Below are 22,893 nucleotides of genomic sequence, written 5' to 3'. Positions count from 1 at the left end.
CGGGAGCAGGGGTGAGAGCACTGGTAAGGAGGAAATAATGAAGCTTCCAATTTAGCCGGGCATCACCGCGATGTGCCTGAGCATGGTCACAGGCTTCACTGCCATTATCTTGATGGGCATTGCCTATCGCGAGTGGGAGGCATCGGGGCCAGCAACGCTTACGCCGCCCCCAACTCCCGGCTATCAGCTGGTTATGCTGTTCGGCTCGGTAATCCTATTTGTGCTCAGCATCATCGCAATCATTGTGGTCGACGTGGTTAACCGAAAACGCGTATCGCACAGCGGTCGCACAGGCGGCTCCCCGCAACTGCTTGCGCAGGTAAGCGTCTAAGCTTAAAACCGGTCGAGCCCGGGTGAGTGGTTGCTCAGCGCCAAGCTGAGCACCGTTTCACCCGGGCAGTGGTTAGAGCAGCGCCGCACTCGGCACCAGTTAGAGCAGCGCCGCACTCGGCAGCGCCCAGTTGATCGGATCCGCCCCCTGCTCGCGCAGCAGCTCGTTGGCGCGACTAAACGGTCTAGACCCGAAGAAGCCGCGGTGTGCCGCGAGCGGTGACGGGTGTGTGCTAATCACACAGCGCCACTCGTCCAAAAGCGGTGCGGCAGCCCTGGCGTCATTACCCCAGAGGATTCCCGCGAGCGGCTGGTCGCGATCCCCCACGGCACGAAGCAGCTGCGAAGTTATCTGCTCCCAGCCGAGACCGCGGTGGGAGCCAGCTTTGCCGGCGCTGACGGTCAGCACCCGGTTTAACAGCAGCACGCCCTGCTCGGTCCAGGGCGTGAGATCGCCCGTTGCGGGCGGCGGTGCGCCGATGTCCTGCTGCAGCTCCTGAAAGATGTTACGCAGGGAGCCTGGCAGCGGTTTCACCCGTGGAGACACCGCGAAAGACAGGCCGATCGGGTGACCGGGGGTGGGGTACGGATCCTGCCCGAGGATCACCGCCCGCACACCCGCAAGCGGCTGACGCAGCGACGCAAACAGATCCGCCCTGGTAGGCAGAATAGTCTCACCCGCGCTCGCGCGCTCATCAAGCAGCGCTAACAGCTCGGCTAGCTCCCCCGCCACGGGCGCCAAGGCTTCTTCCCAGTCAGGGGCGATTTCGCCGGACGCAATAAGCTGCTGCAGGGATTTCGCCATGCTCGACATATTACAGAATATTTCTGGTTTATTGCGAGCCGCTCCCGCTAGCCCTACTGTTAGAAGGGTAAAACTACTGTGGCAGCGGCTAACGGGCCGCACTATTTTTAGCAGAAAAGAGATAAGCAGATGAGCGCAGAATCCTGGAGCTTCGAGACCAAACAGCTGCACGCCGGACAGCAGCCAGACCCCACCACTAAGGCCCGGGCACTGCCCATCTACCAGACAACCTCGTTTGTTTTTGACAGCACCGACCACGCTGCGAACCTGTTCTCGCTCGCCGAGCCGGGCAACATCTACACTCGCATCACCAACCCAACAACGGCGGTGCTGGAGGAGCGCGTTGCCGCGCTTGAAGGCGGCATTGCCGCGTTGGCGCTGTCATCCGGTCAGGCTGCAACAACCTACGCGATCCTAAACATCGCCTCAGCCGGTGACCACATTGTTTCCTCAACCTCCATCTACGGCGGCACCTACAACCTGTTTGTGCACACGCTCAGCAAGCTCGGCATCGAGGTTAGCTTCGTTGAGGATCAGGATGACGCGGCCGAGTGGCAGCGCGCTGTCAAACCAAACACCAAGGCGTTCTTCGCCGAGACAATCGGCAACCCAAAGGTTAACGTGCTCGACATTGAGAAGGTTAGCGAGATCGCTCACGAGAACGGTGTGCCGTTGATCGTCGACAACACCATCGCAACGCCCTACCTGATCCGCCCGTTCGAGCACGGAGCAGACATTGTTGTGCACTCCGCAACCAAGTTCCTGGGCGGACACGGCACAACCATCGGCGGTGTGCTCGTTGACGGCGGAAAGTTCCCGTGGTCTAAACACCCGGAGCGTTTTGCAACGCTCAACACACCTGACGCCTCCTACCACGGCCTCGTCTACACGGAGGCGCTCGGTGACCAGCTCGCCTACATTGTGAAGGCGCGCGTCACCCTGCTGCGCGACATCGGCGCTGCCCTCTCACCGCAGTCCGCGTGGACGCTGTTGCAGGGTATTGAGACCCTGTCGCTGCGTTTGGATCGCCACGTCGCCAACGCTAAGGAGATTGCCAGCTGGCTGGCTTCCCACCAGGATGTTGCGAGCGTTAACTATGCTTCGCTGCCGAACAGCCCGTGGAACAAGGCTGCCGAGAAATATGCACCGCTCGGATCCGGCGCGGTGCTGTCCTTCGAACTGAAGGGCGGAGTTGCCGCCGGTAAGGCATTTGTTGATAGCCTTGAACTGTTTAGTCAACTGGCAAACATCGGCGATGTGCGAAGCCTGGTGATCCACCCGGCTTCAACAACACACGCTCAGCTCACCCCCGAGCAGCAGCTCGCCAGCGGGGTAACCCCGGGTCTGATCAGACTGTCGGTCGGTATTGAAAACACCGCCGATTTGATCGCGGACCTGAAGCGGGGATTTGTTGCAGCCAAAGAGGTGGTTGCGGCTAACCACGAGTAGAGCCTAAGCAAAACAACGCAGGAGAGAGATTGGACTGGCAAACACCCGAGGATTCCAGGCAGGCAGAGTTTGTGACGGACGCGCAGCTGCGCGCCCTGATTGGCAAGCCGCCGGTCTCAGGAGCCTGGCGGGTTGGGGATCCGCCCGGGAATCGCAAATTCGCAAGGATCGGCGAGTTTGTTACCGAGGCGGGCGAGAAATTGCCGCACGTCACAATCGCCTATGAACAGTTTGGTGAGCTGAACGAGGACAAAAGTAACGCGATCCTCGTGTTCCACGCCCTCACGGGTGACAGCCACCTGATAGGCGCCGCGGGTCCCGGCCACGTCACCGCCGGTTGGTGGGATGACGTGGTCGGCCCGGGCAAGGCGCTCGACACTGACCGTTTCTGCGTCCTCGCCTGTAACGTGCTCGGCGGCTGTATGGGCTCAACCGGCCCGTCGTCGCTCGCGCCAGACGGGCAAGAGTGGGGTTCACGCTTCCCCTACCTGACAATTCGCGACCAGGCGCAGGCGGCGCTGAAGTGGACAGAGGAGCTCGGCATTGAGCGCTTCGAGGCGGTGATTGGTGGATCCATGGGCGGCATGCACACCCTGGAGTTCAGCATCGCAGCGCCCGAGCGCGCGCTGAGGATCGCGGTGATTGCGGCTCCCCCGGTGCTCACCGCCGACCAGATCGGGTTGAATCTGGTGCAGCTGGAGGCGATCCGCTCAGACCCGAACTACAACGGCGGCGACTACTACAACCAGGCTGACGGAGCAGGCCCACACCACGGCCTCGCAACCGCTAGACGGCTCGCGCTGCTCAACTACCGCAGCAACACAGAGCTTGATGAGCGGTTCGGCAGGGCGTGGCAGTCCACGCTGAGTCCGCTCGGCGGCGGTGGTCGCTTCGCGGTTGAGTCGTATCTTGACTTCCACGGCAACAAGTTCACCCGCCGGTTTGACGCCGGCAGCTACGTTACCCTCGTACAGGCGATGAACTCGCACGATGTTGGGCGCGGCCGCGGCGGCATCACAGCGGCGCTTGCGAATCTCACCATGCCGGCGCTGGTGATTGGGATCCCGAGCGACAGGCTCTTCACAATCGACGGCCAGGATCTGATCGCCGCTAACCTGCCGGGCGCGCTCGACGGCGACCAGGCGTGGCGACTCGACTCCCCTTACGGGCATGACGCCTTCCTGATCGAGCACGAGCGGGTTGGTGAGCAGCTGCTGCGTCTGCTCGAACAGCCTGCCTAGTCGTGGATCCTAGCAGTTCGCAAACCTGCTGGCTGACCTCGCCAGCTGCCTAGTCGCGCACCCGCTGCCGGGTTGTCGCGTCGTGCACCTCACCGACCAGCTCTTCAATAATGTCCTCCAGGAACAGCACCCCGAGCTCAGTGCCGTCGGCCGCGTAAACCCTCGCGAGGTGCACACCGCGGCGCTGCAGCTGCGCGAGCGCGTCCTCAATATCGGTTTCGTCGCTGACGGTCACCAGCTCCCGCACCCGCTTCGGGTTGATTGGTGCGGTCAGCTGCTCACCGCTGAGACGCAGCAGATCCTTCACGTGCACATAACCGGTGATAACCGACTGCGGTCCCGCAACCAGCGGATACCTGGAAAAACCGTGTTTGGTGACGGCCGCCTCAATATCCAGCGGGGTTGCCGTGTCTGGCAGCGTCACTAGCTTAGCCGCCGGCACAACGAGATCCCGAGCCTGCTTGTTGGTGAACTCGAACGCGGCCGTCAGCGCACCGCTGCGGTCCTGTAAAACACCCTCGCGGGTTGAGTTCTGCACAATGCTCTCAACCTCCTCAAGCGTGAAGGTGCTGTTGGTCTCGTTCTTTGGATCCACCCGGAAAAGCCGCAAAACACCGTTTGCGATCGCGTTCATCGCGTAGATAACCGGTTTCAGCACCCGCGAGATCGCAACCAGCGGCGGTGCCAAAAGCAGCACTGCGCGATCCGGCATCGAGAACGCGGCGTTCTTCGGCATCATCTCGCCGAACACAACGTGCAAGTAGGTGACCAGAATCAGCGCCAAGAGGAAGGCAATTATCCCGATCAGGTTGTGGGGCAGACCCGTCCACCCGAGCGGCCCCTCAAACAGGTGGTGGATCGCGGGCTCTGAAACGTTCAAAATTAGAAGCGAGCAGACGGTAATCCCGAGCTGGCAGGTTGCGAGCATCAGGGTTGCGTTCTCCATCGCCCACAGCGCGGTTTTTGCGGCGCGCGAACCCACCTGCGCACGCGGCTCAATCTGCGAGCGCCTGGCCGAGATGACGGCGAACTCTGCGGCAACGAAGAATGCGTTAACCGCGAGCAGCACAACCAGCCACACAATTCCTGCCCAGTCGCTCACTGCGACACCTCCTGCTCCGCCTGTTGCTGGCCGCCAATCTGGCCACCGGCCTGTTTCGCGGCGGATCCACCGAGCAAATGCCCCGGCAGCTGCAGCGTCCCGGTCGCTGTTGTCACCGGCTCCGCGCCTAAGCCGCTGAACTCGCGCAGCCGCTCCGGCAGCGCCGCACCTGTGTAGCGGATCCTGGCGATCCGCCGCCCCTCTAGTCTTTCGACGGTAAGTGAGCTGCCGTCCGCCAGCGTCACAGAATCCCCGATCACAGGTAGTCTGCCAAGCTGGTGCAGCATAAACCCGGCGACGGTGTCGTAGCTGCCGTCCTCCGGCACAGTAATCCCGGTCTGTTCCAGTAGCTCGTCCGGTCGCAGCTCGCCCGGAATCAGTAGTTTTCCGGCGGTTCCGGTGACTCCCGCCTGCGCGCGGTCGTGCTCGTCAGCAACCTCACCAACAAGCTCCTCAACCAGGTCCTCCAGCGTCACAAACCCCGCTGTGCCGCCGTACTCGTCGACCACGATCGCGCACTGATAAACCGCCTCCCGCAGCTCGGCGAGCAGCGAGTCGAGCGCCATCGTCTCGGGGACACGGCTGATCTCCTCACCGATTGCTGCAACGGGCACCTCGGCGCGTTTCTCCCGCGGCACCGCGATCGCCTGTTTAACGTGCGCAACACCGACAATGTCGTCACTGTCAGACTCGTAGATTGGGAAGCGAGAAAACCCGGTGCTGCCAGCTTTTGCAAGCACACAGGCGACCGGATCCAGCTTCTGAATACTCTGCATTTTCAGGCGCGGGGTCATCGCGTCCGCCGCACTCAGCTCACTAAATCGCAGGGTTTTATCGAGCAGTGTTGCCGTGTCAAGCTCGAGCACACCGGCTGAGGCGGAGTGTCTAACCAGCGATGATAGTTCCTCAGCGGATCTGGCTCCAGACAGCTCCTCCTTTGGTTCCACTCCGAGCAGCCGCAGCATACTGTTGGCGCTGCCGTTGAGCAGGAAGATCGCGGGCCGAAACACAGCCGTGAACGCCGCCTGCATGGGCACCACGAACTTAGCTGTTGCCTCGGGCAGTGAGATTGCGAAATTCTTAGGGACCAATTCGCCGAAGATCATCGACAGCACCGTTGCGATCAGCACCGCAATCGGCATGCTGATAACCTCCCACACACCCTCGCTCACCCCGAGCGCGCGAAGCGGCTGCGCGAGCAGCCTACTAAGGGCTGGTTCGAGCGTGTAGCCCGCGAGCAGGGTTGTCAGCGTGATCCCGAGCTGGGCGCTGGAGAGGTGGGTTGAGGTGACGCGGAGCGCATTAATTACGCTGTCAAGCCGCTTTTCGCCGCTGTCACGGCGGCGTTCCAGCTCGCTGCGGTCGAGGGCAACGAGTGAGAACTCAGCGGCGACGAAGATTCCGGTGCTGAACGTTAAGAGCAGGCCGATAGTCAGCAGCACCCACTCGTTCACTGGCTCTCCTCACACATATCCCTCTAAGAATATCGAAAACTGGTTAAGGGATGCTGAAAAACCGGATATTTTCCCGCTCAGATGTGATACTTCGGGGATGTTTTGCTGTAAAAAACCGTAATTTTCGCTGTGGCGGTTGTACATCACTCAGGTTTATGCCATAGGCTAATACCGTCAATTTGTATACCCGCACCGATGCGAAGGAAAGAGGCAGCGACTGTGGCGCAGGCGACTGGGGCACCCGGATCAGACAACGACTTTGGCGCAAATGCTTGGTTGGTAGAGGAACTCTATAAACAGTATTTACAAGACAAGTCATCGGTCGACCAATCCTGGTGGCCGATACTTGAGCGCGTGCACGCGAACGGCGGTGATATCTCGGCAGCGAGCGGTTCGGCAGCTTCGTCCGCGGGTCAGCAGGGTGGATCCACCCCCGCCGCCCCGGCCGCGCAGCCAGCAACAGCCCCGGCAAGTGCGCAACCAGCAGCTCAGCCTGCTGCGCAGCCTGCTCAGGCCAGCGCGCAGGGATCCGCACAGGGCACCCCGCAGCCAGCAGCACAGGGCACCGCACAGCCTGCAACCGGTCAGGTGACCGCAACAACCACGAAGGTTGCGCCGCGCAGCGCACCAATTCCGGCGGAGCCTACCAAGGCAGAAAAACAACCAGATACCGAATCGCAGGATGCCGACCAGGTAACCCCGCTGAAGGGTGTTGCCCGCACCATCTCGAAGAACATGGATCAGTCACTGACGATCCCAACCGCGACGAGCGTGCGCACAATCCCGGCGAAGCTGATGATCGACAACCGCATCGTCATAAACAACCACATGCGTCGCACCCGCGGAGGTAAGGTGTCGTTTACGCACCTGATCGGCTGGGCGATTATTCAAACACTGAAGGAGTTCCCGAGCCAGAACGTCGCCTACACCGAGGTTGACGGCAAACCCGCGGTTGTTTCTCCGGCGCACATTGGGCTCGGCATCGCAATTGACCTGCCGAAGCCTGACGGTAGCAGGCAGCTGATGGTGCCTGCGATTAAAAAGGCTGAAACCCTCGACTTTAACGAGTTCCTGGCAACCTACGAGGATCTGGTGAAGCGCGCACGCGACGGCAAACTCACCGCCGCAGACTTCCAGGGCGCAACCGTGTCGCTAACCAACCCGGGCGGCATCGGCACCGTCCACTCGATCCCGCGTCTGATGCAGGGTCAGGGCTGCATTATCGGCGCTGGAGCGCTCGACTACCCGGCTGAGTTCCACGGCGCCTCAAACGAGACTGTTGCCGCGCTCGCCATCTCCAAGACCATAACCCTTACCAGCACCTATGATCACCGCGTGATTCAGGGTGCTGGATCCGGCGAGTTCCTGAAACTTGTACACGAGCGTCTGATTGGTCGCCACAACTTCTACGAGGAAATCTTCGCCGCCCTCCGTCTCCCCTACGCGCCGGTGCGCTGGAGCATGGACATTAACGCGGACAGCGAAACAACCGTTGATAAAACCGCCCGCGTGCAGGAGCTGATTAACTCCTTTAGGGTGCGCGGTCACCTGATGGCGGATATTGATCCGCTCGAATACCGCCAACACACCCACCCGGATCTGGAGCTGGAGAGCCACGGCCTCACCTTCTGGGATCTGGATCGTGACTTCCCAACCGGCGGCGTTGGCGGCCAGAGTGTGATGAAGCTGCGCGATATCCTCGGCGTTCTGCGTGACTCGTACTGCCGCAAGGTCGGTGTTGAGTACATGCACATTCAGGAGCCGGAGGAGCGTCTGTGGCTGCGTGAGCAGCTTGAGGTTAAGTACGCGAAACCGAGCCACGATGTGCAGATGCGGATCCTCGAAAAACTCAATGAGGCTGAAGCCTTCGAGACCTTCCTGCAGACCAAGTATGTTGGCCAGAAGCGCTTCAGTTTGGAGGGTGGAGAGTCACTGATCCCGCTGTTGGACGCGATGCTGATTGAGGCGGCTGAGGACGGCGTCGACTCGGTTGATATCGGCATGGCGCACCGTGGACGCCTGAGCGTGCTATCCAATATCGCGGGCAAGAGCTACGGTCAGATCTTCCTCGAGTTTGAGGGATCGCAGGCGGCGGCCGGTGCTTCAGGTGACGTGAAATACCACCTCGGTTCATCGGGTATGTTCACCGCCCCGAACGGTACTCAGGTGCCGATCCACCTCGCCGCAAACCCATCACACCTGGAGGTTGTTAACGGCGTGCTGGAGGGGATTGTGCGTGCGAAGCAGGATCCGAAACCGATCGGCTCGTTCACAACCCTGCCCGTGCTGGTGCACGGCGATGCCGCTTTCTCCGGCCAGGGAATCGTCTACGAAACTCTGCAGATGTCACAGCTGCGCGGATACCGCACCGGTGGCACAATCCATATCATCGTCAACAACCAGGTGGGCTTCACAACACTGCCAAGCGACTCCCGCAGCTCGGTTTACGCAACCGATGTGGGTAAGACCGTGCAGACCCCAATCTTCCATGTTAACGGCGATGATCCCGAGGCAGTTGTCTACGTTGCGCAGCTCGCGTACCGGTTCCGTCAGAAGTTCCACAAGGACGTTATCATCGACCTGGTCTGCTACCGCCGGCGCGGTCACAACGAGGGCGATGAACCGTCGATGACTCAGCCGCTGATGTACGACCTGATCGAGGCGAAGCAGTCAACCCGTAAACTCTATTCTGAGGCGCTGGTTGGCCGCGGTGACATCACCGAGGAAGAGTACGAGGAGGCAAAACAAAACTTCCAGAAGAAGCTGGAGCAGGCATTCGCTGAAACTCACGCCGCCCAAACTTCCTCAACACCGCTGTCGCTCAGTAAGAGCACCCGAAAACCAGAACCGGCTGAGGTTCGGGTTGCGACCGCGATTGAAAAATCAGCCGTTGAACTGATCGGCGATGCCCATCTGAACAAACCTGACGGTTTCACAATCCACCCGAAGCTTGACGCGCTCACCAAAAAGCGGCACAAGATGAGCCGTGACGGCGATATCGATTGGGGCTTCGCCGAGATTCTGGCTATTGGGTCGCTGTTGATTGAGGGCACCCCTGTCAGGTTCGCAGGCCAGGATGCACGCCGCGGCACCTTCGCACAGCGTCACGCCGTATTCCACGACCGGGTTAACGGCCAAGAGTGGCTGCCGCTTTTGAACCTGACCAGCAACCAGGCACGTTTCTGGATCTACGACTCACTGCTCAGCGAATACGCAGCCCTCGCCTACGAGTACGGTTACTCGCTGCAGCGAGAGGACGCACTGGTGGTCTGGGAGGCACAGTTCGGTGACTTCGCGGATGGCGCACAGACCGTGGTTGACGAGTTCATCTCCTCAGCTGAGCAGAAGTGGGGTCAGAACTCCTCGGTCGTGATGTTGCTACCTCACGGCTATGAAGGCCAAGGGCCAGACCACTCCTCCGCGAGGATAGAGCGTTATCTGCAGATGTGCGCACAAAACAACATGACTGTCGCGCGCCCGTCGACACCGGCTAACTATTTCCACCTGCTACGGCGTCAAGCATACGCTCGCCCACGCAAGCCACTGATCGTGTTCAGCCCGAAATCGATGCTCCGCCTGCGCGGCGCAACCAGCTCGGTTGCTGACTTCACCGACGGCGGTTTCCAGACCATTATTGACGATCCTAACATTACCGATACAGGCAGTGTTGAACGCGTAATCCTCACCGCTGGTAAGGTCTACTACGATTTGAAGCAGCAGCTTGAGAAGGACGGCAACCAGAACCGAATCGCCCTGGTGCGGATCGAACAGTTCTACCCACTGCCGCTCACCGAGCTAATCAACACTGTTAAACGCTACAACAACCGGACTGATCTCGTCTGGGTACAGGACGAGCCGGTAAACCAGGGAGCCTGGTACTTCCTCCGCAACCAGTTCGCTGATATTCCAGCTCTCGCTGACTGTCGTGTGGTTTCACGCCCGGAGTCGGCGGCACCGTCAACCGGTTCTGCTAAGGTGCACGCGGTTGAGCAGGAGAAGCTAATCGCGGATGCGCTGAAGTTCTAGCAGGCTCTGAGAGAGCCCAGTAACCCCTGAGACGTGGTTTTATACTGCCACACAGCAGTTAGGGTCGCAACGGGGCTGCTGGGCGCTCTCTGCGCTATCTGGTGGATCCGCCTCCTCCCCCTAACAGTCTCTACGGGTGCCCAGCGGGTTTAGATCCGCTTCCACACTTTTATATTCACATAAATAATTATTCACCGTAAACATCAGCGCCCGAATGGTTTTTGGGTAGCCAAAAGCGATCCCGCTCACCCTCACCAACCCGGGGAGATTGAGAGCAGGATAGCTAACTCGGTCGGATCCACCCAGATCCGCTCAGGAGACTAGTCTTCGAGGTGACGGTGCAGCTGCTCAAGCAGTTTCTTGCTGATAATGTCGAGCTGCTCAATCTCTTCATCACTGAGCGCGTTTGCGATTATGTCGGAGACCTCTGTGGCGTAAGCCCGCCCGATCCGCCGCTGCATTCGCTTGCCCTCTGAGGTAAGAGTCAGGATCGCGCCACGACCGTCATTAGGGTCGGGGGTGCGTGCGACATACCCTTTGCGCACCAGTTTGTCGATGATGCGACTCAGTGATGGCTGCGAAATAACAAGACGCGGCACCAGATCTGCCTGTTTGGCTTTACCGTCTGGCGCAAGCTTCAGGTTATACAAAACGTCATACTCGCGGTTGCCGCACGCGTTCCAGATAGCACTCTGCTGAAAGTGGTATTTCAGAGTATTCTCTGCACGAACCATAGACTCCCACGCCAGTATGGCAGGCTTGTTAATGCTCATAAGGTCACTCTCTCCTCTAACGAAACATTGTATCTGCAAATTTGCTCAAAAAACTACAAAACCTAATTTCTACATCAAAATGTGATTTTATAGTGATCTATGTAGGCGGTCAGACAACATTCTATTAAGCTTGTGGTAAACGAAAGGACACCGTTCACCGATGACAGCAAAATGGCAGATGCCGATTGAATCACACCCGCAAGAACGAGTTTGGATGGCGTGGCCAACCACCGGATACACGCTCGGCGAAACCGCCGAGGATGCAACCGAGGCGCGCACCACCTGGGCCGCGGTCGCAAACGCGATCAGCGAGTTTGAACCGGTCACAATGGTTGTGAATCCGGGCGATGAGGCAATCGCTAGGCAGTTCCTGAACGGTTCAATCACACTGCTTGAGGCGCCACTCAACGACGCTTGGATGCGCGACATCGGTCCGAGCTTCGTGCTCGGTGAGGGCGGCGAACTGGGCGCGGTCAACTACGTGTTCAACGGCTGGGGCGCACAGGACTGGGCCAGCTGGGACAAAGACCAGCACATCGGCCGCATCATCGCCGAGGCCTCCGGCGCAACCCTGATCAACTCTGAAATGGTTAACGAGGGCGGCGGTATCCAAGTTGACGGAACCGGGCGTGTCATAATCACCGAGACGGTGCAGCTGGATCCGGGACGCAACCCGAATCTCACAAAACAGGACGTTGAAGCGGAACTGCTGCGCACAATCGGCACCGATAGTGTGCTCTGGCTGCCGCGCGGCCTCACCCGCGACCACGACGAGTTTGGCACCCGCGGTCACTCCGACATTCTCGCGGCCTTCGTCACCCCAGACCTGCTGCTGATGCACCAGCAGCCGAACGAAAACCACCCCGATCACGCGATTGCAGCACGCAACCGCGAGGTTGCTGAGGCGTGGTTTGCGGATCGCGGCGAGAACATCACAATCCTCGACCTACCCGCCCCTGCCGCCCAGCGCGACGAGGAGGGCTTTGTTGACTACAGCTACATCAACCACCTGGTGATCAACGACGCGGTTATTGCCTGCTCATTCGGCGAGGGTGACGACCGCGCACTAGGCATACTCGCCGATGTTTACGAAGGTCGCAAAATTGTACCGGTTGATGCAAAACCACTGTTCGCACGGGGTGGCGGCATCCACTGCATAACCCAGCAGCAGCCAAAAGTGGGCTAGCCTGCCCGGCTTTGATCTATAGTGGATAACATGAGCACACCACGTAGTTACAGCGAAGTTATCCACGAAGACAGCAAGTTCCGGGTCACCAAGTGGACGATCGAACCGGGCGCGACAATTGAGATGCACACCCACGAGTACGACTACGTGGTTGTGCCCATCTCAAACAACGTGATGCACGTCACAACCGACGCCGGCGAACTGTTGGAGGCTCGCATGGAGCCCGGCACCGCCTACGGCAGGCCGGCCGGTTCCGCGCACATGAACGAGAACCGCGGCGACACCGACATCGTTTTCATCGAGGTCGAGAACCTGCTCTAGCGCCTGCCGGTCACCCGCAGCACCCTGCTGTAGACGTCAAGCAGCTTCGCGGTTTGGGTGCTCTGCAAGAACTGCCTGTGGGGTGCGGGGGCGGATCCACCCTCCCCCGCCGCACCGGCCTCACCGCCACCAATGCTCGCTGCGCGCGCAAGCTGCAGCGCCTGCCTAAGTGCGCGCGCGAGGCTCTGCGGTGTGCGATCTGCGACAGCAACCAGAAAGTCTGCGGTGTCGGCAGCGCTCGCCACTTCAGCGTAGATATTTGGGTCACTGACCGCAACAACCGTTCCGAGCGTCAGCGACTCATAAACCGTCATCCCCTGCGTCTCAAACCCGATTGAGGTTTGTGCCAGCACCCCGGAGTGACGCTGCGCCGCGAGCATCTCGGGGTAGCTCACCCGTCCACAAAAACGCACCCGATCATCGAGCCCAGCGGCCTTCACCGCGGTAATTGCCGCGTCCTTCTCCGCGCCCTCGCCGTAAATCTCGGCGTTAAACTCGGCGCCGCCCGTAGCGAGTAAGCGCAGCGCCTCAATAAACGGCAGCAGCCGCTTCTCGGGGCTCATCCGTCCGCTCCAAACGATCCGGGTGGGATCGCGGCGCACGGCGGCACCAGCTGGCACGGTGGCATCAGCTGCACCGCCGGCGGCAGCAACCGGATCCACCAGATCGTCATCGACACCGGTTATCGCGTGCACAAACTCAGCAGCTGCGTAACCCGTGCTAACCCCGGCCTTGCGCAACAGCTCCTGGAAGTGCAGTGACGGGGTGACAACCGCGGCAGCGCGGCGCGCGTACTCGTCATAGATCGCAAACTCAGGATCCTTGAGGCGGCTACGGCGGCCGCCGAGACGGTGACGCTGTAACAGCAGGAAACCGCGCAGCAACAGAGGCGCGATCCTGCCGGTGTTAGAGCGGAAAGACTCACCAATATTCGTGTGGGTTGTGTGCACAACCGGTAGTCGGTGGCGTCTCGCGAAACGGTAGCCGATCAGTGCCTGCGCAAAATCCGCCTGCACAAGCACCAGGTCAATCGGCGGAAGCTTCTCGGTGTGGCGGTCAAGCCAGCGCTGCACAAGCCCGGTTGGCAGCGTCAGCGAATACTCACGGTCGGGTGTTACCGGGATAGCGGGGGTGTTTAGCTCGGTGACCGCGCTAGAGGCGGCGAGGGCGGATCCACCCCGGGCAGCTGCCTGAACGTTATCGCCGGCGTGAGCGGCGTCGCTGCCAACACCCTGGCGGGAGCGGTTTACAACCCCCGGTTTGAAGCTGCGCGGCTGGCAGACGGTGACGAGGTGCCCGGCACGCTGCAGGTATTTACGCTGCAGCAGGATCGAGGTTTGTGCGCCGCCGAGCGACTCGACGTGCTGGTCGCTAAAAATCAAAATATGCACTAGGCTGCTCCACCCCGCGATCTGCAAAACACTGATAAAAATAGTACACGCCCCACGCTGAAAGAGCGTGAGGCGTGTGAGGTTTTAAGGGCTGGTCGCTAGCTATGCCCAGAGGACCGCGAGCGCAACGTTCACAACGAGCAGCGCCGCAACGGCTCCGAGACCGGCTGGCTTCACCGGCTGTTTCTTCTTCAGCACGAACAGCAGCACAATAATCGCGATCAGCACGAGCAGCTTGACAGCGATCTTCAGGTTGTTTGGGGCACCGCCAGCGGCGTAAACAGTTCCGATCAGACCGGCACCGGTGATCAGCAGACCCCAGGCGCAGTGGATCAGGCCGTTAGGGATAACACCTTTACCTTTTGCGGCAGGCTTGAACTGCGCGATCGTGATACCGAGCATCGCACCGAAGCAGAGCAGGTGCAAAACAACAAGAATTCCTTTTACAATTTCCATACCTGTAAGCATAGTTCGGTGCGGCGCAGAATACTAGCAAGCCCCGCCTAACCATGACCAGCTGTTGGTGGAGCGGGCTTAACCGTTTAAACGACACCTGAATTAGTGGAAGAAGTGCCTCTCACCGGTGAAATAGAGGGTGATACCCGCCTGGTTGGCGGCCTCGATTACCTCGCCGTCGCGGACGGATCCACCCGGTTGCACAACCGCTTTCACACCCGCGTCAATCAGCACCTGCAGGCCGTCAGCAAACGGGAAGAAAGCGTCTGAGGCGGCAACCGATCCGGCTGCGCGGTCTGCTGCGCGCTGCACCGCCAGGCGTGAGGAATCAACCCGGTTAACCTGCCCCATGCCAACACCGACGGTTGCGCCGCCTGATGCGAGCAGGATCGCGTTCGATTTCACCGCGCGGCAGGCACGCCACGCAAACTCTAGATCGGCGAGGGTTGCCTCGTCCGCCGCCTCACCGGCCGCGAGCGTCCAGCTGGCTGGATCCGCAAAACTGCGGTCAACATCCTGCACCAGGAAACCACCCGAAACCTGCTTCAGTTCGGTAACCGCCGGCTTGAAATCCTCCGGCAGTGCCAGCAAGCGAATGTTCTTCTTCTGGGTGAGGATTGCGAGCGCCGCCGGGCTGAAGCTCGGTGCCACAATCACCTCGGTGAAAATCTCGGCAACGGTTTTTGCCATCTCCTCGCTAACCTCACGGTTGCAGGCGATAACTCCGCCGAACGCGGAAACCGGGTCACAGTCGTGTGCGAGCTTGTGCGCCGCCGCAATCGGGTCGGCAGCATCCTCGGGTGCTACCGCAATACCGCAGGGGTTCGCGTGCTTAATAATCGCAACCGCGGGCCGCTCATGGTCGTAGGCGGCACGCAGCGCCGCATCCGCGTCAACATAGTTGTTGTAAGACATTGCCTTGCCGTGCAGCTGGGTGGCCTGCGCAATGCCAGCGGCGTCCGGATCCACAAACAGCGCCGCCCGCTGGTGACTGTTCTCACCGTAGCGCAGCACCTGCTCGCGGGTGCCCCGCAAAGAGTATGCAACAACCGCGTTCTCAACCTCAGCGAACACCATATCGGTTTCGCTCTCAACATCGTACTCGTCATACTCTGAGGCGGATCCGTCAGCCCCCTCAGTCTCGCCCCAGCCGAACTGCTGCTGCTCAATCAGCCAGTTGGCGACCATGCCGTCATAGTTTGCGGTGTGCACAAACGCCTCGGTTGCCAGCGCGCGACGCAGCTCCAGGTCGGTGCCACCCGCCTTCACCGCGTCAATAATCAGCGGGTAGCGCTCAGGTGACACAACAATCGCAACGTTTGCGTGGTTCTTCGCTGAGGCGCGCACCATCGCCGGGCCACCAATGTCGATGTTCTCAACAATATCCGCGGCGGGTTTACCGGCCGCAACGGTCTGCTCGAACGGGTACAGGTTAACCACCACGAGCTCGAACGGCGCATAGCCGAGCTCCTCCAGCTGGGAGACGTGATCCTCCAGCCGCAAATCAGCGAGCAGCCCCGAGTGCACAGCCGGGTGCAGGGTTTTTACGCGCCCGTCAAGCGCCTCCCGGAAGCCGGTAACCTCGGCAACATCGGTAACCGGGTAGCCCGCGTCACGAATCTGCGCGGCGGTTGAACCGGTTGAAACAATCTCAACGTCGGCTGCTGCCAGGGCCGCTGCCAGCTCCAGCAGGCCGGTTTTGTCACTGACCGAAATCAGTGCTCGGCGGATCGCGACAGTGTCACGGTGTGAATAGAGATGCGGGTCACGGCTTGCTACTGCCAAAGCTGCTCCTTGTAGAAACGAATTTTTCGTTCTAATTATAGTTCATCGGGGCTGTAGCGGCGCGGGCGTTAGAGGGGCCGGGACCGCGGTCGCTAGGGCTGCGGGGCCGCGGCCCTTAGCGAGTTAGCGGCGCGGCCGTTATGGCTGCGGCGGCAGTGGCTGCTTGCCGGTTGCGATGTCTTTCACAACGTTCACGAGCAGCTGCCGTTCAACCGTTTTAATCCGCTCGTGCAGCTCCTCCTCGCTGTCACCCTCCAGCACCGGAACCGCGTGCTGGGCAATAATCGGCCCGGTGTCAACGCCCTCGTCAATCACGTGCACGGTCACACCCGTCTCCGTCGCTCCGGCCGCGAGCGCGTCACGCACAGCGTGCGCTCCCGGGAAGTTTGGCAGCAGCGCCGGGTGGGTGTTAATCAGCCGCGGACTAAACTCGGCAATAAAGTTTGGTGGCAGGATCCGCATAAAACCCGCCGAAACAACCAGCCCGTTAGAGGCGTTAACGCCGTATTCCCTAATCCCCGCGGCGAGCGCCTCACCCCAGGCAGCGCGCGAGCCGGAGTGATCCTTGGGGCTGACAACAAAGGACGGCACACCGTGGTCTGCCGCGTGGCACAGACCGTCACAGAAGTTGTCCGCTGCAACGGCGACAACGCGGAACGGAGAGTCTGGCTGCTCGGCAGCGGTGAGCAGCGCCTTCAGGTTGCTGCCGCCGCCGGAGATTAAAACAACGGTATCAAGCATATTAGCTATTCTATTAGTTTCCTGGCCGCCTAGCAGACGATGCCGAAGTCACCGCCTGCACCATCGGTTGTGTAGATCTTCTGGGCGAGCTGCTGAGGATTGTGGTCCGCTATGTGCTGCTGCTCCTGCGCAGCCCACATCTCCCAGCGGTTTTCGTAGCTGGCGCCGTCACGCGCGAGCGCCCGCGCCTTCCGTTCCGCCTCATCGCACTCAACCCAGATGGTGATAACACGGGCGCCGGTGCGTTTCGCCGCGCTGATCAGGTCGGGGGTGAGCACTCCGCAACCCTCCAGCACGAGCCGCTGCTGCCGATTCAGCATGCGCGGGATCCCGAACCGCATTGTCTGCCAGTTAAACTGCGGCACCCGGCACTGCAGAATCACCTCGCTGATCGCCAGCTGCACCCCGGCGCGCAACCCCTCCCAGCCCGGATACAGTTCATCAAGCTGCACAAGCTGTGCGTCGTTTTGTGCCGCGAGCTGTTTCGCGATCGTGGTTTTACCCGCCCCTGATCTGCCGTCAATCAGCACAATCTGACCGGCAAACGGACGGCTGCGGTAGTCGTGTTCGGTTCTTCCGGTAAGCATCTATGCTCCTTCCCAAATCCGCTTCCTGGCAGGCCCCGCGTCTAACCTGCGAGCCTGCCATCTCTCATTCTAATAATCCGATCCGCCACTGCGGAAGCCTCAGTTTCATCGTGGGTGACAAAAATCGCTGCCGTGTTTTCCAGCATCACGGTTAGCTCCTGTGCCAGCCGGGTCCGCAGATCGGCGTCAAGCGCCGAGAGTGGCTCGTCAAGCAGCAGCAGTTTCGGTGCCGGGGCGAGCGCCCGCGCGAGCGCAACCCGCTGCTGTTGCCCGCCCGAGAGCTGCAGCACACTGCGTTTGCCGTAGCCCGCCAAACCAACGAGATCCAGCAGCTGCTCGACCCGCTCAGCAACCTCGCCGCGTGATCGTTTCTGCAGCCGCAGCCCATAACCGATGTTCTCTGCCACGTTCTTGTGGTTAAACAGCTGCCCGTCCTGGAACAGCAGCCCGAAACCGCGCCTGTGCGGTTTCACCGCCGTAATATCCTCGCCGTCCCAAAAAATCCGGCCCGCGGCGAGCGGCTGCAAGCCCGCAATTGCGCGCAGCAGCGTCGACTTTCCACACCCGCTCGGCCCGAGCAGCGCAACCGTCTCGATGCTACCGACTCGTAAGGAAATATCCTGCAAAATATTCGCGGCGCGTTTCTGCGACGCCGCAACCGTCACCCCTTGAAGCTCGAGCACACTACCACTCCCCTCGTTGTTTTGGGCGGATCCGCTCAGCAGCCAGCATCACAGCGGCGGTTATCGCGCCAAGCAAAACCGCTGCCGCGAGCGCGGATCCGTACTCCGACGATCCCGGCTTAGCGGCAAGATATGAGATTATCACCGGCAGCGTTGTCGCCCCGGGACGCACCAGGAACGAGCTCGCACCAAACTCCCCGAGAGCCGCCGCGAACGCGAAACCGAGCGCGATGCCGAGCGCCCGCCCCAGCTGCGGCAGTTCAATGTCGAGCATAACCCTCAGCGGGCTCGCGCCGAGCACCGCCGCCGCGTCCTTGCTGCGCTGGTCGATTGCTCGCAGGCTGGGCAGCAGGATCCGCATCACAATCGGCATCGCAACCAGTGCCTGGGCGATAAAAATCAGCGCGGTGTCGGTGCGCAGGTCAATGTCGATGCCGAAGGGTCGGTGCATTGTTAACAGCAGCCCCGAACCGAGGGTTACCGCGCTCACCCCAACCGGCAGCATCAACAGTCCGTCGAACAGGCTAAGCCCGCGCCGCAGCAGCGGACTCGTTGGCCTGCGGGAGGCAACAATCGCGGCGATCGCCGAGATAACAACGGTTAAAAGCGTCGCAATTACCGCGAACTTCAGCGAGGTGAACGCCGCGTCAAGCACACTGCCGTTGAGGGTTTTGTGGGTGACCGCGAGATCCGCGTAGTTTTGTAGCGTGAACCTGCCGTCACGATGCAGGGAGCGCCACAGCAGTGAAAACAGCGGCATCGCCTGCAGCAGCATAATCAGAATCGTCACCGCAACCGGCAGCCAGTTACTGCGCCCCAGCCTCGCCGCCGGTTTCTGTACCAGCTGCCGCTGTTCGCTGCGGGAGCGGATCCGCTGCGCCACAACAAGCGACAGCACCACCAGGATCGTCTGCAGGATCGCGAGCACCGCCGCCGTTTGCAGGTCGAGCAGCTGCACCGTGTTGCGGTAGATTGCGGTTTCAAGGTTCGCGAAGCGGCGCCCGCCGAGGATCAGCACAATCCCGAAACTGGTTGCGCAAAACAGGAACACCAGCGCGCTCGCGGCGGCTATTGCGGGCCTCAGCGCGGGTAACGTGATCGTTAAGAAAACCCGCACCGGCCCGGCGCCGAGCATCCGCGCCGCGTCAGCCGGTCTCGTGTCAAGCCGCTCCCAGAGCGTGCCAACGCTGCGGGCAACAACCGTGATGTTAAAGAACGCGAACGCCATCACCAAGAGCGTAAAACTCTGGTCGAGTCCGAGCCAGTAGAGCGCGCCGCTCTCCCCGTAGAGGCTGTTAAACGACACCGCAACAACAACCGTCGGCATCACAAACGGCACCGTGATCAGCGCCCGCAGCGCCGTCACCCCGCGAAAGTTAACCCGGTAGAGGGCGTATCCGACCGGGATGCCCGCGAGCACTGAAACCACTGTGCCCGCGGTCGCCTGCATGAGGGTCTGCCCGAGCACCTTAACGGTGTCGGAAGAGAGAGCGATTTCGAGGGCGGTTTGCGGATCCGCAAGCCCCCGCATAATCAGCGAAACAACCGGCCAGCCAAAAAATATCGCAACAAACAGGACGGGAACAGCAGCAACTGCTGCCCAGATAATTCCGGGCAGCAGTTGCTTTGTCAGTGACTGTTTGAACCGCATAGTTTCAGCTGGGGCCGGTCGCGGTGCTGGGGATCTGCCCAGCCGGTTTACTCGCCGAGGGGCGATGCGACCCTGGTGTTGCAGGATCCGCCAGCCCCTGTGCCCCCTAATCGTTACGCTGCTACTCAGCGACCGCGTCAGACCAAGTTTTCAGCCACGCCTCGCGTGACTCGCCGATTTTCGCCGCGCTCAGGTCGTGGCGGGTGGTTGGTTTTGGTGCGAACTTCTGCCACACCTCAGGAACCTCAGCCTCGCTGTGAACCGGGTAGACGTACATTGACTCGGCGATGGTGTTCTGGAAGTCAACGCTCACCATGTAGTCGATAACCGCTTTCGCGCCCTCGACATTCTCGGCACCCTTCAGGATGCCTGCGTACTCAACCTGGCTAGAGCAGGTTTCGAGCAGCGCCTTGGTGCTGGTCTCGGTCTCGTCATCGTTCACGGTCCAGGCCGGTGATGATGCGTAGGAGACAACGATCGGCTTCTTGCCTGACTCGCCGCCCTGAGTGAACTGGCCGTTGTATGCCTCGGTCCAGCCCTGCTCAATGCGCACGTCGTTGGCAACCAGCTGCTTCCAGTAGTCGGCGAAGCCGTCCTCACCGAACTTGGAGACGGTGCCCGCGAGGAACGCCATACCGGTTGAGGAACCGGCCGGATCCATTGCAACGGTCAAGCCCTTGTACTCCTCTTTTGTGAGGTCCTCGTAGGTTACCGGCTCGGCGATGCCCTTTTCAGCAAACCAGGCAGGGTCGATGTTCACACAGACCGCGCCCTCGTCGATCGGGGTTAGGGATCCGCTGTCGTCGTAGTTGAACTCTTTAGCCGACTCGGGCAGGCCAGCCGGTGTGTAAGCCGTCACAACATCCTCGTCCACCAGGCGTGACGCAAAGTAGTTGTCAACGCCGTAGAACAGGTCCGCGATCGGCTTGTCTTTTGTCAGCACCAGCTTGTTGGTGAGCTCGCCGCCGTCACCGGCAGCAACAACCTCAACCGTGTAACCGGTCGCCTCACTCGCGGCCTTCGCAAAATCCTCGGCCGGGAAGCTGTCGTGGGTGACAATTCGAACGGTTTTTTCGCTGTTTGCGGATCCGTCACCGGCATCCGAGGAACCCCCCGCACAACCGGTCAGCGCGAGCAGACCGGCGGTGATTCCCGCAGTAAAAACAACACCGTGTTTGAAGTAGCCCTTAGGCACAGTTATTCTCCTTTTCCTCCGCTGGCATTACCCAGATCAGGTTTAACGGTCGGAGCCGCTTGCTCCCTCTCAGCCCACACCTGTGAACTCCCGTAGATCTACAAAATTATCACAAAATCACGGTTTAGGCATCGGATTTCGGTGGTTTGCGAAGACCCGTCCGCTTCTTAAACAGGAAACCGAAACTGCCGTCCGCGATCCCGCCGTCGGCTTGCGGCGTGCCCTGCTGCTCCGAGGAATCTGGCGTCTCACCCTCCGGCTCAGCTGTCTGCGACGGTGTCAGTCTGAACTCCTCAAACTGCAGTGCCTCGGTCTCCAGCAGCTCGGTTTCCTGGTTGGCGCTCTCCCACTGGGCCGGCTCCTCGTCGTCCACGAGCTCAACCAGCTGCGGCCGTTTCGCCGCGATTGCCTCCCTGCGTGCGTCGCGCAGCCGTTTCAGTCCGGCGCCCGCAGGTCCTGGCAGCCGCTCGGCGACGGATCCGCCGCTGCTGCCGATCCAGGTGCCAAGCGCGAGACCAACCACGCTGAGTGCCGCAACAATCAGGGCAACCAGCCACGGCTCTGGTCCTGTCAGGGTTAGCCTGCCCGGCCCGATTGCGCCGCCCGCGAGCCCCATCAAAAACGCGGTCGCAAAGAACAGCAGCAGTGTTGCCGCGCCGATCACAACAACCCTGCCGACAGCTGATTCGCCGCGCAGTCTCGCGCTAAACAGTGCCCCGACGGTGACGGTCGCAAGGAACAGCAGCAGCGGCGCAAGGAACGCCCAGTTGCCCCAGTCTGCGGGGATCATGCTGAACATTGGGAAGGACGGCACCGGCCCGAGCAGCTGCTCGAAGGGGCTGACACTTGACCCAACCCCGACACGGAAGCCGCTGCCGGTTAGCCACGCCAGCGTCCACAGCAGCGCAACCGGCAACAGCAGCAGGCAGGTCAGCCAGAGCACAACGGTGCCGAGCACATCGAGGTGCAGCAGCTGGCTGATCCGCACAAACTCGGCAAAGTGGAGCAGACACGAAACCGCAAACAGCGCCGCGCAAACCGCCAGGATTGCGGCGCCGGTGGCTGTTGCGAGGCGACCCGCGAGGGGCAGCAGCAGCACGGATCCGCCCCCGAAATTAGCGACGCTATCGGGCAAAAGATCGAGCACATCGGAGAGGTGACGCACCAGGAACGCGAGCACGGCCGGGATGATGAAGAACAGCAGCGGCTTTAAGGCAGCCCACCAGACGAAGGTGTTGAGCGCGTCCGCGGCGGCAAAGGCGACAACCGTGCTCACCAGGGCGAACCCGGCGGTGCCCCCGATGAGCATCGCCAGGGCGTGCAGCGGCTGTTTCGGGATCCGCCAACCAAAGCGGATCGCGGCAATCACTGTCAGCAGTGCAAGCCCCAAAAGCGGCAGTGACAGCGGCAGATGCACCGCCTCAGCGGCGGCCCCGAAGCTCAGCGCCTCACTCGCCGAGAAGGAGAACACCAGCGGCACCGCGTGACCGAGCAGCCAGGCGGCGCTCGCGCCGGAGAGCGGCTGGGCGAGATCCCCCTCCAGTTTGAAGGTGATCATCCACAGCAAAATCGCCGGGATGGCAACAAGCAGATAGCCTGTGAGGGCAACCCCAACAGCATTAACAGCGGCGCTCAGACCGGCAAAAATCGATTTCATTACCACAAAGTCTAACGCCCCTGACTAGCTAACTCGCAGAAAAACACGGTAGATTTAAGT

19 protein-coding genes and 1 riboswitch are annotated in these 22,893 nt (G+C 60.8%); of the genes, 6 read left to right on the top strand and 13 right to left on the bottom strand.

Features of this window, described 5'->3' with window-relative positions; all coding sequences use genetic code 11:
• The first annotated feature begins 112 nt into the window (after window positions 1-112).
• Window positions 113-331, top strand: a complete 219-nt coding sequence (locus EII30_RS01830) for a hypothetical protein (protein ID WP_124885624.1) — start codon at window positions 113-115, stop codon at window positions 329-331.
• A gap of 99 nt (window positions 332-430) precedes the next feature.
• Here the strand turns inward: EII30_RS01830 and EII30_RS01825 are convergent, their stop codons facing one another.
• On the bottom strand, window positions 431-1,135 hold the full coding sequence (locus tag EII30_RS01825; RefSeq protein ID WP_124885623.1) for a uracil-DNA glycosylase: 705 nt from the start codon (window positions 1,133-1,135) through the stop codon (window positions 431-433).
• A gap of 129 nt (window positions 1,136-1,264) precedes the next feature.
• Here EII30_RS01825 and EII30_RS01820 point away from each other — a divergent pair, with 129 nt between their 5' ends.
• Together EII30_RS01820 and EII30_RS01815 are read left to right on the top strand one after the other, a co-directional pair.
• Window positions 1,265-2,584, top strand: coding sequence for a bifunctional o-acetylhomoserine/o-acetylserine sulfhydrylase (locus EII30_RS01820; RefSeq protein WP_124885622.1), 1,320 nt, complete (start codon window positions 1,265-1,267; stop codon window positions 2,582-2,584).
• Between the two features lie 29 nt (window positions 2,585-2,613).
• Entirely contained in the window at window positions 2,614-3,825 is a 1,212-nt protein-coding gene (locus EII30_RS01815) for a homoserine O-acetyltransferase (RefSeq protein WP_124885621.1), read from the top strand.
• 49 nt (window positions 3,826-3,874) lie between these two features.
• Here EII30_RS01815 and EII30_RS01810 read toward each other — a convergent pair whose 3' ends face one another.
• Together EII30_RS01810 and EII30_RS01805 are read right to left on the bottom strand one after the other, a co-directional pair.
• Window positions 3,875-4,927 (bottom strand): hemolysin family protein, encoded by a 1,053-nt coding sequence (locus EII30_RS01810; protein WP_124885620.1) that lies wholly within the window; start codon window positions 4,925-4,927, stop codon window positions 3,875-3,877.
• Window positions 4,924-6,381 carry a hemolysin family protein gene (locus tag EII30_RS01805; protein WP_124885619.1) on the bottom strand — a complete coding sequence of 486 codons (1,458 nt, stop codon included), beginning with the start codon at window positions 6,379-6,381 and terminating at the stop codon, window positions 4,924-4,926. Before EII30_RS01805 ends, EII30_RS01810 begins: the two co-directional genes overlap by 4 nt.
• 195 nt (window positions 6,382-6,576) lie before the next feature.
• On the opposite strand from EII30_RS01805, the gene EII30_RS01800 reads away from it, so the two are divergent.
• Window positions 6,577-10,407: a multifunctional oxoglutarate decarboxylase/oxoglutarate dehydrogenase thiamine pyrophosphate-binding subunit/dihydrolipoyllysine-residue succinyltransferase subunit gene (locus EII30_RS01800; protein WP_124885618.1), complete on the top strand. Its 3,831-nt coding sequence runs from the start codon at window positions 6,577-6,579 to the stop codon at window positions 10,405-10,407.
• Window positions 10,408-10,727: 320 nt separating this feature from the next.
• Here the strand turns inward: EII30_RS01800 and EII30_RS01795 are convergent, their stop codons facing one another.
• Window positions 10,728-11,180 (bottom strand): MarR family winged helix-turn-helix transcriptional regulator, encoded by a 453-nt coding sequence (locus EII30_RS01795; protein WP_124885617.1) that lies wholly within the window; start codon window positions 11,178-11,180, stop codon window positions 10,728-10,730.
• A 160-nt stretch (window positions 11,181-11,340) separates the two neighbouring features.
• On the opposite strand from EII30_RS01795, the gene EII30_RS01790 reads away from it, so the two are divergent.
• Both EII30_RS01790 and EII30_RS01785 read left to right on the top strand, forming a co-directional pair.
• Entirely contained in the window at window positions 11,341-12,366 is a 1,026-nt protein-coding gene (locus EII30_RS01790; protein WP_124885616.1) for an agmatine/peptidylarginine deiminase, read from the top strand.
• A gap of 30 nt (window positions 12,367-12,396) precedes the next feature.
• Entirely contained in the window at window positions 12,397-12,687 is a 291-nt protein-coding gene (locus tag EII30_RS01785; RefSeq protein ID WP_124885615.1) for a cupin domain-containing protein, read from the top strand.
• On the opposite strand, the gene EII30_RS01780 is transcribed toward EII30_RS01785, so the two are convergent.
• The 9 genes from EII30_RS01780 to EII30_RS01740 form a co-directional block, all read right to left on the bottom strand.
• Window positions 12,684-14,078 (bottom strand): glycosyltransferase, encoded by a 1,395-nt coding sequence (locus tag EII30_RS01780; RefSeq protein ID WP_124885614.1) that lies wholly within the window; start codon window positions 14,076-14,078, stop codon window positions 12,684-12,686. The genes EII30_RS01785 and EII30_RS01780 overlap by 4 nt on opposite strands.
• Window positions 14,079-14,180: 102 nt before the next feature.
• The gene (locus EII30_RS01775; RefSeq protein ID WP_124885613.1) at window positions 14,181-14,534 is read right to left on the bottom strand and encodes a hypothetical protein; all 354 of its coding nucleotides are present in this window, start codon (window positions 14,532-14,534) and stop codon (window positions 14,181-14,183) included.
• Window positions 14,535-14,636: 102 nt separating this feature from the next.
• Window positions 14,637-16,319, bottom strand: a complete 1,683-nt coding sequence (gene purH / locus EII30_RS01770) for a bifunctional phosphoribosylaminoimidazolecarboxamide formyltransferase/IMP cyclohydrolase (RefSeq protein ID WP_124885612.1) — start codon at window positions 16,317-16,319, stop codon at window positions 14,637-14,639.
• 138 nt (window positions 16,320-16,457) lie between these two features.
• Window positions 16,458-17,060 carry a phosphoribosylglycinamide formyltransferase gene (gene purN / locus EII30_RS01765; RefSeq protein WP_124885611.1) on the bottom strand — a complete coding sequence of 201 codons (603 nt, stop codon included), beginning with the start codon at window positions 17,058-17,060 and terminating at the stop codon, window positions 16,458-16,460.
• Window positions 17,061-17,089: 29 nt separating this feature from the next.
• On the bottom strand, window positions 17,090-17,647 hold the full coding sequence (locus EII30_RS01760; protein WP_124885610.1) for an AAA family ATPase: 558 nt from the start codon (window positions 17,645-17,647) through the stop codon (window positions 17,090-17,092).
• A gap of 41 nt (window positions 17,648-17,688) precedes the next feature.
• Complete coding sequence (locus tag EII30_RS01755; protein ID WP_199731539.1) at window positions 17,689-18,330, bottom strand: ABC transporter ATP-binding protein; 642 nt, start codon at window positions 18,328-18,330, stop codon at window positions 17,689-17,691.
• 1 nt (window position 18,331) lies between these two features.
• A complete protein-coding gene (locus tag EII30_RS01750; protein WP_124885609.1) occupies window positions 18,332-19,981 on the bottom strand; it encodes an iron ABC transporter permease in 1,650 nt (549 codons plus the stop codon).
• A 121-nt stretch (window positions 19,982-20,102) separates the two neighbouring features.
• Window positions 20,103-21,176 carry a thiamine ABC transporter substrate binding subunit gene (locus tag EII30_RS01745; RefSeq protein ID WP_233569237.1) on the bottom strand — a complete coding sequence of 358 codons (1,074 nt, stop codon included), beginning with the start codon at window positions 21,174-21,176 and terminating at the stop codon, window positions 20,103-20,105.
• Window positions 21,172-21,280, bottom strand: a riboswitch (TPP riboswitch). Its footprint overlaps the gene before it by 5 nt.
• A 20-nt stretch (window positions 21,281-21,300) precedes the next feature.
• Window positions 21,301-22,833 (bottom strand): DUF6350 family protein, encoded by a 1,533-nt coding sequence (locus EII30_RS01740; RefSeq protein WP_124885607.1) that lies wholly within the window; start codon window positions 22,831-22,833, stop codon window positions 21,301-21,303.
• Between the last annotated feature and the right edge of the window lie 60 nt (window positions 22,834-22,893).

Origin of the sequence: Leucobacter sp. OH1287, assembly GCF_003859945.1 — a bacterium.
Lineage (GTDB): Bacteria > Actinomycetota > Actinomycetes > Actinomycetales > Microbacteriaceae > Canibacter.
The sequence above is the reverse complement of the archived record's forward strand: the minus strand, read 5'-3'. Positions and strand labels throughout refer to the sequence as shown.